The following is a 13,157-nucleotide window of genomic DNA, read 5'->3' as shown; positions in this document are numbered from 1 at the left end:
TTGCAAAGCGTTCGATAAGCGCACGCATAGTCGATTATCGAATTGAACTGCCCCAGGCCTCTCCGTAGTGTTTGCCGGGCCGCACGAGACGCTGCGGTCCCATAAAAACAATGAGAGTCAGCCATGGCCAGCAGCCATCCGCAGCGCGCAAGCGCTTCGTTGTCGCACGCCGCAGGGTTCCGCTTGCCGGGCACGCTCATTCCTGTCTCATTCGTGCGTTACCCCACGGAGCCGAGATCATCGGCCCGTGCCGCGCGAAGACGCCTTCACAGGAACTTCCTACATGACCCGCCCTGCATCGCTACCGGCCGCCGGTACCCTCGACGTCCAATCCTTCATCAACGCCCAGCCGCTTTCCCGCTACCAATGGCGGATCGTGCTGCTGTGCTTCCTCATCGTCTTCCTCGATGGCCTCGACACCGCCGCCATGGGCTTCATCGCCCCGGCCCTGACCCAGGACTGGGGTATCGACCGCGCCAGCCTTGGCCCGGTGATGAGCGCCGCGCTGATCGGCATGGTCTTCGGCGCCCTCGGTTCCGGCCCGCTGGCCGACCGCTTCGGCCGCAAGATCGTGCTGGTGGTGGCGGTGTTCCTCTTCGGCCTGTTCAGCCTGCTGTCGGCCTTCAGCAGCGACATCGACCAGTTGCTGGTGCTGCGCCTGCTCACCGGCCTGGGCCTGGGCGCGGCGATGCCCAACGCCACCACGCTGCTTTCCGAGTACACGCCGGAGCGGCTCAAGTCGCTGCTGGTGACCAGCATGTTCTGCGGCTTCAACCTGGGCATGGCCTCCGGTGGCTTCGTCTCCGCGAAGATGATCCCGGCCTTCGGCTGGCACAGCCTGCTGCTGCTCGGCGGCGTGCTGCCGCTGCTGCTGGCGGTGGTGCTGGTGGTCTGGCTGCCGGAATCCGCCCGCTACCTGGTGGTGCGCAATCGCGGTGCCGACAAGGTACGCCAGGTGCTGGCCCCCATTGCCCCGGCGGAGGTGGCCGTGGCCACGGACTTCAGCGTGCCGGAACAGAAGACGGTGCAGAGCCGCAACGTGCTCAAGGTGGTCTTCGCCGGCACCTACAGCGCCGGCACCCTGCTGCTGTGGCTGACCTACTTCATGGGCCTGGTGATCGTCTACCTGCTCACCAGCTGGCTGCCGACCCTGATGCGCGACAGCGGCGCGAGCATGGAGCAGGCCGCCTTCATCGGCGCGTTGTTCCAGTTCGGCGGCGTGCTCAGCGCCGTGGGCGTGGGCTGGGCGATGGACAGATTCAACCCGCACAAGGTCATCGGCGTGTTCTACCTGCTGGCGGGCGTCTTCGCCTATTTCGTCGGCCAGAGCCTGGGCCAGGTCACCCTGCTGGCGACCCTGGTGCTGCTCGCCGGCATGTGCATCAACGGCGCGCAATCGGCCATGCCGTCCCTCGCCGCACGTTTCTACCCCACCCAGGGCCGCGCCACGGGCGTGTCCTGGATGCTCGGCATCGGTCGCTTCGGCGCCATCCTCGGCGCCTGGATCGGCGCCACTCTGCTGGGCCTGGGCTGGAACTTCGAACAGGTGCTGACCGCGCTGGTGGTCCCCGCTGCCATCGCCACGGCGGCGGTGGTGATCAAGGGGCTGGTGAGCCATGCGGATGCGACGTGACCCGATATGACCTGCAGGACGGGTCATTCGGGCGTGGCTTGCTTGAAAATTGCGGGCTGGCCCTGATTCATCGCACTCATCGCGGTGTTCGATAATCGAACGGATATTCGATTGTCGAATTGCCGCGGCGCAGTCCGGGGGATACCTTGCCGGGTCACTGTGGCTCCGTAAAATAACAACAAGAGTGCGTTGGACATGGAAAATTGCCTGCTGAGCGAGCGCAGCATGGTGTTTGAGCGTGCCGACCCTTATGCGGTGTCGGGTTACGTCAACCAGCATGTCGGCTCCCACGATATCCGCCTGCCCACCGTGGGGTGGCCCGAGGCCAGCCTCAATCACCGCAAGTTCGCCAGCCTGGACCTGTGCCGCATCAGCTATGGCGGCAGCGTGCGGGTCACCTCACCGGCCCTGGAGACCATCTACCACCTGCAGGTCCTGCTACAGGGCAATTGCCTGTGGCGCGGGCACCGCCAGGAGCACTACCTGGCGCCGGGCGAGCTGCTGCTGATCAACCCGGACGATCCGGTCGACCTGACCTATTCCGACGATTGCGAGAAGTTCATCCTCAAGATGCCGGTGGCGCTCATGGAGGCCGTCTGCGACGAGCAGCGCTGGCTGCGCCCGGGCGACGGCGTGCGCTTCCTGCAGAACCGCTATCGCCTGCTGGAACTGGACGGCTTCATCAACCTGCTGGCCATGGTCTGCCAGGAGGCGGAAAGCCGCGACCCCTTGCTGCGTGTCCAGGACCACTACACGCAGATCGTCGCCAGCAAGATGCTCACGCTGATGCGCACCAACGTCAGCCGCGAGCAGCTCGGTTCCCAGGCCGCGTCCTTCGAGCGCATCGCCGATCACATCGAGCGCAACCTCAGGCAGGACATCACCAGCGAGGAGCTGGCCGCCCAGGCGCAGATGAGCCTGCGCTCGCTCTACGCCCTGTTCGAGCGCCACGCCGGCACCACGCCCAGGCACTACATCCGCCAGAAGAAGCTCGAGCGCATCCACGCCTGCCTCAGCGATCCGGACTGCTGCGTGCGCAATGTCACCGAGCTGGCCCTGGATTACGGTTTCCTGCACCTCGGGCGCTTTGCCGAGAACTACAAAGCGCAGTTCGGCGAGTTGCCGTCGGATACCTTGAGGCGGCGGGGTTTGTAATCCAGAGCTCCGGCTCTGGGGGCTCCTGATCCATCCGCGGGGTAGGGTGGAGGTCGCTTTTTACCTCCACCATGATGGTGCTTCATGTGGCTCCGGGTTGGGGCATTCCTACGGCCTGGTTGGCGAATGAATTGGCTATGTCTGCGTTAAGTGTTGCTAGAGGATTTGAGTCCAGCTGATTGCCGAGCTCTGATGATGCTTCTGGTTTCGCCCTCCCGGGCGAGTCCCTTTTTTCAATCGTCGAGATGCCGAACCACAAAAAAGGAACCAAAAACGCTTGCCCCATCATCCGGCCCCGGCTTCGCCGGGGTTCCCTCACTCCATCGCCGTTACTCGCTACGCTCGCCCTTCGGGCCGCACTGAAGTGCGTTCGCCGCAAGCGTCGTCTGGGGGCCGGCGCGATGGGCCATCCATGGCCTGGCGCGCCTCTCGCGGCATCCATGCCGCTCGTCCCCCGGCGCAACGACTGCGTTCGGCCTCCTGGAGGGGCGTTGGCGGCTGCCCCACCTTTCTTCGTCCAGCGCATCGCCACGTGGTGCGCACAGGCTTTCGTAGGATGGTGTAGAGCGAAGCGAAACCCATGCGGTGGGGGGCACGAACCCTTGGGCGCCCGGAAAGGTCCGTACTTGAGCGCTTGCATTAAAACCACAACAGCTAACGCAGACAGAGCCAATTCATTCGCCCCTGCAAAAAGCGCATCCGCGCCTTGAAGCGGCCGCCATGCCCGCCATCCGCAACACCCCGTAACCCCTCTGCACAAAACGGATAGCGATCTGCACAAGGCGGATATTGCCGCTGCCCGCGCCTCCCTAACCTGAGCCTGCCTGAACACATAACAATGGAGGCCCTGGCCATGTCCCTGGGATTCGAGTTCCTGCATTCGCTGCTAGAGGAAGACAAGGAGAAGGGCGTCTACCGCTGCAAGCGGGAGATGTTCACCGATCCGCGTCTGTTCGAACTGGAGATGAAGCACATCTTCGAAGGCAACTGGCTGTACCTCGCCCACGAGAGCCAGATTCCCGAGAAGAACGACTACCTCACCCTGACCATGGGGCGCCAGCCGGTCTTCATCGCGCGCAACAAGGACGGGGAGCTCAACGCTTTCCTCAATGCCTGCAGCCATCGCGGTGCGCAGCTGTGCCGGCACAAGAGCGGCAACCGCGCGTCCTACACCTGTCCCTTCCACGGCTGGACCTTCAACAACAGCGGCAAGCTGCTCAAGGTCAAGGACCCGGCCGAGGCGGGCTACCCGTCAAGCTTCAACTGCGAAGGCTCCCACGACCTGACCCGCGTCGCCCGCTTCGAGTCCTACCGCGGCTTCCTTTTCGGCAGCCTCAACCCGGACGTGGTGCCGCTGGCCGAGCACCTGGGCGAGTCGGCGAAGATCATCGACATGATCGTCGACCAGTCCCCCGAGGGCCTGGAGGTGCTGCGCGGCTCCAGCAGCTACATCTACGAAGGCAACTGGAAGCTGACCGCCGAGAACGGCGCCGACGGCTACCACGTCAGCTCCGTGCACTGGAACTACGTCGCCACCCAGAACCAGCGCAAGCAGCGCGAGGCGGGGGAGGAGATCAGGACCATGAGCGCCGGCAACTGGGCCAAGAACGGCGGTGGCTTCTACTCCTTCGACAAGGGCCACCTGCTGCTCTGGACGCGCTGGGCCAACCCCGAGGACCGCCCCCTCTACGAGCGCCGCGACGAGCTGGCCCGGGACTTCGGCCGTGCCCGTGCCGACTGGATGATCGAGAACTCGCGCAACCTCTGCCTGTACCCCAACGTCTACCTGATGGACCAGTTCAGCTCGCAGATCCGCATCGCCCGGCCCCTGTCCGTCAACCAGACGGAAATCACCATCTACTGCATCGCACCCCGGGGCGAGAGCGCCGAAGCGCGCGCCAGGCGCATCCGCCAGTACGAGGACTTCTTCAACGTCAGCGGCATGGCCACCCCGGACGACCTGGAGGAGTTCCGCTCCTGCCAGCTCGGCTACCAGGGCAACCGTGGCTGGAACGACATGTCCCGCGGCGCCGCGCACTGGGTGGAAGGCGCCGATGAGGCCGCCCGCGAGATCGACCTGCACCCGCTGCTGTCCGGCGTGCGCACCGAGGACGAGGGCCTGTTCGTGCTGCAGCACAAGTACTGGCAGGCAACCCTGCTCGAGGCCGCTGCGGCCGAGCAGCGACTGATCCCCGTGGAGGCCGTGCAATGAGCATCTCCCATGACACCGTGCGCGACTTCCTCTACCGCGAGGCGCGCTACCTGGACGACAAGGACTGGGACAGCTGGCTGGAACTCTATGCCGCCGATGCCAGCTTCTGGATGCCGGCCTGGGACGACCGCGACGAATTGACCGAGAACCCGCAGACCGAGATCTCGCTGATCTGGTACGGCAACCGGGGTGGCCTGGAGGACCGCGTGTTCCGCATCAAGACCGACCGCTCCAGCGCGACCATGCCGGACACCCGCACCTCCCACAACATCAGCAACATCGAGCTCCTCGAGCAGGCCGCCGGCGAGTGCCGGGTGCGCTTCAACTGGCACACCCTGAGCTACCGCTACAAGACCGTGGACAGCTACTTCGGCACCAGTTTCTACCGCCTCGACGTGCGCGGCGAGCAGCCGCTGATCACGGCCAAGAAGGTGGTCCTGAAGAACGACTACGTGCGCCAGGTCATCGACATCTACCACATCTGAACACCCGGCCCGGCCACCTCGAGGCCGCGCTCCGTGGAGCCCGACATGACTCATCACATCGCATTGACCTTCGAAGACGGCGTCACCCGCTTCATCGACGCCAGCCCCGACGAGACCGTGGCCGATGCGGCCTATCGCCAGGGCATCAACATCCCGCTGGATTGCCGCGACGGCGCCTGCGGCACCTGCAAGTGCTTCGCCGAGGCGGGCCGCTACGACCTGGGCCAGGACTACATCGACGACGCCCTGAGCGCGGAGGAGGCCGAGCAGGGCTATGTGCTCACCTGCCAGATGCGCGCGGCCAGCGATTGCGTGGTGCGGGTGCCAGCCTCGTCCGCGCTGTGCAAGACCCAGCAGGCCAGCTTCGACGCGGCCATCAGCGCCGTGCGCCAGCTGTCCGACAGCACCATCTCGCTGTCGATCAAGGGCGAGTCCCTGAGCCGCCTGGCCTTCCTGCCGGGCCAATACGTCAACCTCAGGGTGCCGGGCAGCGAACAGTCCCGCGCCTACTCCTTCAGCTCGCTGCAGAAGGACGGCGAGGTCAGCTTCCTGATCCGCAACGTGCCCGGCGGCCTGATGAGCAGCTTCCTCACCGGGCTGGCCAAGGCCGGCGACAGCATGAGCCTGGTGGGGCCGCTGGGCAGCTTCTACCTGCGCGACATCCGCCGGCCGCTGCTGTTGCTGGCCGGTGGCACCGGCCTGGCGCCCTTCACCGCGATGCTGGAGACGGTCGCCGAGCAGGGCAGCGAGCATCCGCTGCACCTGATCTACGGCGTGACCAACGACTTCGACCTGGTGGAGCTGGATCGCCTGGAGGCCTTCGCCGCGCGCATCCCCACCTTCAGCTTCAGCGCCTGTGTGGCCAACCCCGAGAGCGGCTACCCGCACAAGGGCTACGTCACCCAGCACATCGAACCGCGCCACCTCAACGACGGCGACGTCGACATCTACCTCTGCGGCCCGCCGCCGATGGTGGAGGCGGTGAGCCGGTTCATCCGCGAGCAGGGCGTGCAGCCGGCGAATTTCTACTACGAGAAGTTCGCCGCCAGCGCCGCCTGAGCACCACTCCAACCCGTGAACCTCCTGGTGGCCGGCAACGGCAGAGGACCGTCATGAGCAACAGATTCAACGACAAGGTCGCGCTGGTCACCGGCGCGGCGCAGGGCATCGGCCGCCGTGTGGCCGAGCGCCTGGTGGAAGAGGGCGCCCGCCTGGTGGCGGTGGACCGCTCCGAGCTGGTCTTCGAACTGCGCGAACAGCTGGGGGACGGCCGTGTGCTGGCGCTGACCGCCGACCTCGAGCAATACGCCGAATGCAGCCGGGTGATGGCGGCGGCGGTGGCACGCTTCGGGCGCCTCGATGTGCTGGTCAACAACGTCGGCGGCACCATCTGGGCCAAGCCGTTCGAGCACTACGAAGTGCACGAGATCGAGGCCGAGGTGCGCCGCTCGCTGTTCCCCACGCTCTGGTGCTGCCACGCGGCGCTGCCCTACATGCTGGAGCGGGGTGCGGGGGCCATCGTCAACGTTTCCTCCATCGCCACCCGCAGCCTCAACCGCGTGCCCTATGGCGCGGCCAAGGGCGGCGTCAACGCGCTCACCGCCTGCCTGGCCTTCGAGAACGCCGGGCGCGGCATCCGCGTCAACGCCACCGCGCCCGGTGGCACCGAGGCACCGCCCCGGCGCATCCCGCGCAACACGGCGGAGCAGAGCGCCCAGGAGAAGATCTGGTACCAGCAGATCGTCGACCAGACCCTCGACAGCAGCCTGATGAAACGCTACGGCAGCATCGACGAACAGGCCGGCGCGATCCTCTTCCTGGCTTCCGACGAAGCCTCCTACATCACCGGCGTGACCCTGCCGGTAGGCGGTGGCGACCTGGGCTGAAACCCGAGCTGCGGTTCCACCGGCAACGCTTTCTCGACAACAAGAACAAGAGACGAATGCCATGCGAAAACTCGACGTACACGCGACCATCGACGACGCGCGCTTCACGCCCTTCCACTGGATGGTGATGGGCTGGTGCGCCCTGCTGCTGATCTTCGACGGCTATGACCTGTTCATCTACGGCGTGGTCTTGCCGGTACTGATGAAGGAGTGGGGGCTGACACCCCTGGAAGCGGGCGCCCTGGGCAGCTACGCGCTGTTCGGCATGATGTTCGGTGCGCTGTTCTTCGGCCCCCTGGCCGACTGCATCGGGCGCAAGCGCGGCATCGCCATCTGCTTCGTGCTGTTCTCCGGCTTCACCGTGCTCAACGGCCTGGCGCGCAACCCCACCGAATTCGGCATCTGCCGCTTCATGGCCGGGCTGGGCATCGGCGGGCTGATGCCCAACGTGGTGGCGCTGATGAACGAGTACGCGCCGAAACGGCTGCGCAGCACCCTGGTCGCCATCATGTTCAGCGGCTATTCCCTGGGCGGCATGCTCTCCGCCGGCGTCGGCATCTACATGCTGCCGCGTTTCGGCTGGGAGGCGATGTTCTTCGCCGCCGCCGTGCCGCTGCTGTTGCTACCGCTGATCCTCTGGTACCTGCCCGAGTCCGTCGGCTTCCTGCTGCGCCAGGGCCGCACCGAACAGGCGCGGGCCATCCTGCGCAAGGTCGACCCGCAGCGGGAGCTGCGCGATGACGACCTGCTCGAACTGGTGGAGGTGAAGGCCCAGGGCGCACCGGTGCTGGAGTTGTTCCGCGAGGGGCGCGCCCTGCGCACGCTGATGCTGTGGATCGCCTTCTTCTGCTGCCTGCTGATGGTCTATGCGCTCAGCTCCTGGCTGCCGAAGCTGATGGCCAACGCCGGCTACAGCCTGGGCTCGAGCCTGTCCTTCCTGCTGGCACTGAACCTGGGCGGCATGTTCGGCGCCATCGCCGGTGGCTTCCTTGGTGATCGCTTCAACCTGCCCCGGGTGGTGGCGGCCTTCTTCATCGTCGCGGCGCTGTCCATCAGCCTGCTCGGCTTCAAGAGCCCGACACCGCTGCTCTACCTGCTGATCGGCATCGCCGGCGCCACCACCATCGGCACGCAGATCCTGCTGTACGCCACGGCGGCGCAGTTCTACGGTTTGGCCATCCGCTCCACCGGCCTTGGCTGGGCCTCCGGCATCGGCCGCAACGGCGCCATCGTCGGGCCGTTGCTGGGCGGTGCGCTGCTGGGCATCAACCTACCGCTGCAACTGAACTTCATGGCCTTCGCCATCCCCGGCGCCATTGCCGCATTGGCCATGTGCTTCGTCTCGCTGCGGGCGCCCCAGGCTGCCCCGTTGGCGGGCGCCAGGCTCTGAAGCGCGCGGGGCGTCGGCGACGCCCCGCCTGACCCGGAAAGACAAACAGGAGAGCTGGCCATGGCCACGCGACAGGCAACCTTCCTGCGCACCCTGATCCGTGATTTCTCGCTGTCGGCGGCCGTGGCAGGCTTTATCGCCACGGTCATTTCCTATGCCGGGCCGCTGGTGATCATCTTCCAGGCGGCCAAGGCCGCGAACCTGCCCGACGCGGTGCTGTCGTCCTGGGTCTGGGCCATCTCCATCGGCAGTGGCGTGCTGGGCATCGTCCTCAGCCTGCGCCTCAAGGTGCCGCTGGTGATCGCCTGGTCCGCGCCCGGCTCGGCGCTGCTGGTGGCCTCGCTGCCGGGCGTCAGCCTCAACCAGGCAGTGGGCGCGTACCTGCTCTCCAGCCTGCTCATCCTGCTGGTGGGGCTGTCCGGTGCCTTCGATCGCATCATCGGCCGGCTGCCCGCGGCGATTTCCGCCGCGATGCTGGCCGGTATCCTCTTCAGCTTCGGCACCCAGCTGTTCGTCTCGGTGAAGGAGAAACCGCTGCTGGTGCTGGCGATGTTCGCCGCCTACCTGCTGGGCAAGCGGCTGCTGCCGCGCTATGCGGTGATGGCGGTGCTGGTGACTGGCTGCAGCATCGCCCTGGCGACCGGGGAGATGAACGCCTCGGCCCTGGTGATCGGCTTCGCCACCCCGGTGTGGATCACCCCGGAATTCAGCTGGCACGCCACGCTGAACATCGCCCTGCCGCTGGTGATGGTGGCGCTGACCGGGCAGTTCGTGCCGGGCATCGCCGTGCTGCGCAACGACGGCTACGGCACGCCGGCCAGCCCGATCATCGCCAGCAGCGCACTGGGCACCGTGCTGCTGGCCCCCTTCGGTTGCCACGGCCTCAACCTGGCAGCCATCACCGCCGCCATCTGCAGCGGCCGCGAATCCCACGAGGACCCGGGCCGGCGCTACGTGGCCGGTGTGGTCGGCGGCCTGTTCTACCTGCTGCTGGGCCTCTTCGGCGCCACCCTGGTGTCGCTGTTCAGCGCCTTCCCCCGGGAGCTGGTAGCGGCCCTGGCCGGGTTGGCGCTGTTCGCCGCCATCGCCGGTGCGCTGGCCGGGTCCATGGCGGTGGCGGAGGACCGCGAGGCGGCGCTGATCACCTTCCTGGTCACGGCGTCCGGCATGTCCCTGCTCGGGCTGTCGGCGGCCTTCTGGGGGCTGATCTTCGGCCTGGCCGCGCACCTGCTGCTGGGCGTGCATCGACCGCGGGCCCAAGCCCGGCCTGGGCTGCTGGCCCTGGACGAGGAGGCCGCGCCTATGCGCCCGGGGGAAATCCGTCGGCAGGCTCCCGGTGCCGAGAGAAATGCTTAGCAAGGTACAGAGTTGTTCGATTATCGAACGGATAGTCGATTATCGGATTGTTCCATGGCCGGGCCGGGGGTAGCTTTCCCTCACCCGGCGAACCTTCCGCCCTGGATAACAAAACGAGATCGACATGGCTGAAATCATCTCCCTCCGCGAAGCGGTCGAGCGCTTCGTCAACGACGGCGACACCGTCGCCCTCGAAGGCTTCACCCACCTGATTCCCACGGCCGCTTCCCACGAGCTGATCCGCCAGAACAAGCGCGACCTGACCCTGGTGCGCATGACGCCCGACCTGGTCTACGACCTGCTGATCGGTGCCGGTTGCGCGAAGAAGCTGGTGTTCTCCTGGGGCGGCAACCCGGGCGTGGGCTCGCTGCACCGCTTGCGTGACGCGGTGGAGAAGGGCTGGCCCCGCGAGCTGGAGATCGAGGAACACAGCCACGCCGACCTGGCCAACGCCTATGTGGCCGGCGCCTCCGGGCTGCCGTTCGCGGTGCTGCGTGCCTATGCCGGCTCCGACCTGCCCAAGGTCAATCCGCTGATCAAGAGCGTGACCTGCCCCTTCACCGGCGAAGTGCTGGCCGCCGTGCCCTCGGTGCGCCCGGACGTGACCGTGATCCACGCGCAGAAGGCCGACCGCAAGGGCAACGTGCTGCTCTGGGGCATCCTCGGCGTGCAGAAGGAAGCGGCCCTGGCGGCCAAGCGCTGCATCGTCACGGTGGAAGAGATCGTCGACGACCTCAACGCCCCGATGAACGCCTGCGTGCTGCCCACCTGGGCCCTGACCGCCGTCTGCCACGTGCCCGGTGGCGCGCACCCGTCCTACGCCCACGGCTACTACGAGCGCGACAACCGCTTCTACCAGGCCTGGGACCCGATCGCCCGCGACCGCGAGACCTTCAGCGCCTGGATCGACGACTACATCCGTGGCACCGAGGACTTCGCCCAGTTCCAGCAGAAAATTGCGGAGGCCAAGCAATGAGCGCCCAATCCACCGGCTACAGCACCAATGAAATGATGACCGTCGCCGCCGCCCGCCGCCTGAAGAACGGCGCGGTCTGCTTCGTCGGCATCGGCCTGCCGTCCAAGGCCGCCAACCTGGCGCGCCTGACCTCGTCCCCGGACGTGGTGCTGATCTACGAATCCGGCCCCATCGGTGCCAAGCCCACGGTGCTGCCGCTGTCCATCGGTGACGGCGAGCTGGCCGAGACCGCCGACACCGTGGTGCCCACTGGCGAGATCTTCCGCTACTGGCTGCAGGGCGGGCGCATCGACGTCGGCTTCCTCGGCGCCGCCCAGGTCGACCGCTTCGGCAACATCAACACCACCGTGATCGGCGACTACCACAAGCCCAAGGTGCGCCTGCCCGGTGCCGGTGGCGCGCCGGAGATCGCCGGCTCCGCCAAGGAAGTGCTGATCATCCTCAAGCAGTCCCACCGCACCTTCGTCGACAAGCTGGCCTTCGTCACCTCGGTCGGCCATGGCGAAGGCGGCGATTCGCGCAAGCGCCTGGGCCTGCCCGGCAAGGGGCCGGTGGGCATCATCACCGACCTGTGCATCATGGAGCCGGAAGCCGGCACCCACGAATTCATCGTTACCTCACTGCACCCGGGGGTGACCCGCGAGCAGGTGATCGAGGCCACCGGCTGGGCGATCCGCTTCGCCGACAGCGTCAGCGAAACCCTCGCCCCCAATGCCGAGGAACTGGCCGCGCTGCGTGCCCTGGAGGCCCGTACCGCCGCCGCCCACGGCCAGCAGGGAGGTGAGGAATGAGCCGCGACGTATTCATCTGCGATGCCGTGCGCACGCCCATCGGCCGCTTCGGCGGGGGCCTGGCGCCGGTGCGTGCCGACGACCTGGCGGCCATCCCGCTCAAGGCGCTGATCGAGCGCAACCCGCAGGTGCGCTGGAGCGAAGTCGACGAAGTGTTCCTCGGCTGCGCCAACCAGGCCGGCGAGGACAACCGCAATGTCGCGCGCATGGCGCTGCTGCTGGCGGGCCTGCCGGAAAGCGTTCCCGGCGTCACCCTCAACCGCCTCTGCGCCTCGGGCATGGACGCGGTGGGCACTGCCTTCCGCGCCATCGCTGCCGGGGAGATGGAGTTGGCCCTGGCCGGCGGAGTCGAATCCATGTCCCGCGCGCCCTATGTGATGGGCAAGGCGGACAGCGCCTTTGGCCGCAGCCAGAAGATCGAAGACACCACCATCGGCTGGCGCTTCATCAACCCGCTGATGAAGGCGCAATACGGCGTCGACGCCATGCCGCAGACCGCCGATAACGTCGCCGACGACCATCAGGTCAGCCGCGAAGACCAGGACGCCTTCGCCCTGCGCAGCCAGCAGCGCGCCGGTGCGGCCCAGGCGGCGGGTTTCTTCGCCGAGGAGATCGTCCCGGTGGTGATCAAGGGCAAGAAGGGTGACACGGTGATCGACCAGGACGAGCACCTGCGCCCGGACACCACCCTGGAGGCCCTGGCCAAGCTGAAGCCGGTCAACGGCGAAGGCAAGACCGTCACCGCCGGCAACGCCTCGGGCGTCAACGACGGCGCCGTGGCACTGATCCTCGCCAGCGCCGAGGCGGTGAAGAAACACGGCCTGACCCCGCGCGCCAAGGTGCTGGGCATGGCCAGCGCCGGCGTGGCACCCCGCGTCATGGGCATCGGCCCGGTGCCGGCGGTGCGCAAGCTGCTGGAGCGCCTCAACCTGGGCATCGACCAGTTCGACGTCATCGAACTCAACGAAGCCTTCGCCGCCCAAGGGCTGGCAATCACCCGTGACCTCGGCCTCGCCGACGACGACGCCCGGGTCAACCCCAACGGCGGCGCCATCGCCCTCGGCCACCCCCTGGGCGCCAGCGGCGCACGCCTGGTGCAGACCGCGTTGCACCAGTTGGAGAACTCCGGCGGCAAGCTTGGCCTCGCCACCATGTGCGTGGGGGTAGGGCAAGGGCTCGCACTCGTCATAGAGAGGGTGTGACAGGCTACTGCGCTCGCTACGCCTGCTGTGCGCGGCGCAGCCGTAGGGACGTTCCGTGGAGCTGCGAGGCA

Annotated in this window: 11 protein-coding genes; all 11 read left to right on the top strand. The window is 66.9% G+C overall.

Translation table 11 applies throughout. The annotated features are described in order from the left end of the window. The first annotated feature begins 283 nt into the window (after positions 1-283). The 11 genes from pcaK to pcaF all read left to right on the top strand — a co-directional run bounded on the left by pcaK (position 284) and on the right by pcaF (position 13,086). On the top strand, positions 284-1,633 hold the full coding sequence (pcaK, locus tag PSm6_RS26375) for a 4-hydroxybenzoate transporter PcaK (protein WP_021220997.1): 1,350 nt from the start codon (positions 284-286) through the stop codon (positions 1,631-1,633). A gap of 195 nt (positions 1,634-1,828) precedes the next feature. After that, complete coding sequence (locus PSm6_RS26370; protein ID WP_265168718.1) at positions 1,829-2,788, top strand: AraC family transcriptional regulator; 960 nt, start codon at positions 1,829-1,831, stop codon at positions 2,786-2,788. An 853-nt stretch (positions 2,789-3,641) separates the two neighbouring features. Next, positions 3,642-5,000 (top strand): benzoate 1,2-dioxygenase large subunit, encoded by a 1,359-nt coding sequence (gene benA / locus PSm6_RS26365; protein ID WP_265168716.1) that lies wholly within the window; start codon positions 3,642-3,644, stop codon positions 4,998-5,000. Continuing rightward, a complete protein-coding gene (gene benB / locus PSm6_RS26360; RefSeq protein ID WP_265168715.1) occupies positions 4,997-5,485 on the top strand; it encodes a benzoate 1,2-dioxygenase small subunit in 489 nt (162 codons plus the stop codon). Before benA ends, benB begins: the two co-directional genes overlap by 4 nt. Before the next feature lie 45 nt (positions 5,486-5,530). Further along, a complete protein-coding gene (gene benC, locus PSm6_RS26355; RefSeq protein WP_265168714.1) occupies positions 5,531-6,544 on the top strand; it encodes a benzoate 1,2-dioxygenase electron transfer component BenC in 1,014 nt (337 codons plus the stop codon). Positions 6,545-6,597: 53 nt separating this feature from the next. After that, positions 6,598-7,371 carry a 1,6-dihydroxycyclohexa-2,4-diene-1-carboxylate dehydrogenase gene (locus tag PSm6_RS26350; protein ID WP_265168713.1) on the top strand — a complete coding sequence of 258 codons (774 nt, stop codon included), beginning with the start codon at positions 6,598-6,600 and terminating at the stop codon, positions 7,369-7,371. A gap of 61 nt (positions 7,372-7,432) precedes the next feature. Continuing rightward, positions 7,433-8,761: an MFS transporter gene (locus PSm6_RS26345; protein ID WP_265168712.1), complete on the top strand. Its 1,329-nt coding sequence runs from the start codon at positions 7,433-7,435 to the stop codon at positions 8,759-8,761. A gap of 84 nt (positions 8,762-8,845) precedes the next feature. Continuing rightward, positions 8,846-10,117 (top strand): benzoate/H(+) symporter BenE family transporter, encoded by a 1,272-nt coding sequence (locus PSm6_RS26340; protein ID WP_265170575.1) that lies wholly within the window; start codon positions 8,846-8,848, stop codon positions 10,115-10,117. Between the two features lie 124 nt (positions 10,118-10,241). Beyond that, on the top strand, positions 10,242-11,093 hold the full coding sequence (locus tag PSm6_RS26335; RefSeq protein WP_021217571.1) for a CoA transferase subunit A: 852 nt from the start codon (positions 10,242-10,244) through the stop codon (positions 11,091-11,093). Then, the gene (locus PSm6_RS26330) at positions 11,090-11,884 is read left to right on the top strand and encodes a CoA-transferase subunit beta (protein WP_265168711.1); all 795 of its coding nucleotides are present in this window, start codon (positions 11,090-11,092) and stop codon (positions 11,882-11,884) included. Before PSm6_RS26335 ends, PSm6_RS26330 begins: the two co-directional genes overlap by 4 nt. Then, positions 11,881-13,086 (top strand): 3-oxoadipyl-CoA thiolase, encoded by a 1,206-nt coding sequence (gene pcaF, locus PSm6_RS26325; protein ID WP_265168709.1) that lies wholly within the window; start codon positions 11,881-11,883, stop codon positions 13,084-13,086. Before PSm6_RS26330 ends, pcaF begins: the two co-directional genes overlap by 4 nt. Positions 13,087-13,157: the final 71 nt, after the last annotated feature.

Origin of the sequence: Pseudomonas solani (assembly GCF_026072635.1) — a bacterium.
Classification (GTDB): Bacteria; Pseudomonadota; Gammaproteobacteria; order Pseudomonadales; family Pseudomonadaceae; genus Metapseudomonas; species Metapseudomonas solani.
This window is presented reverse-complemented; position numbering and strand designations above follow the sequence as displayed.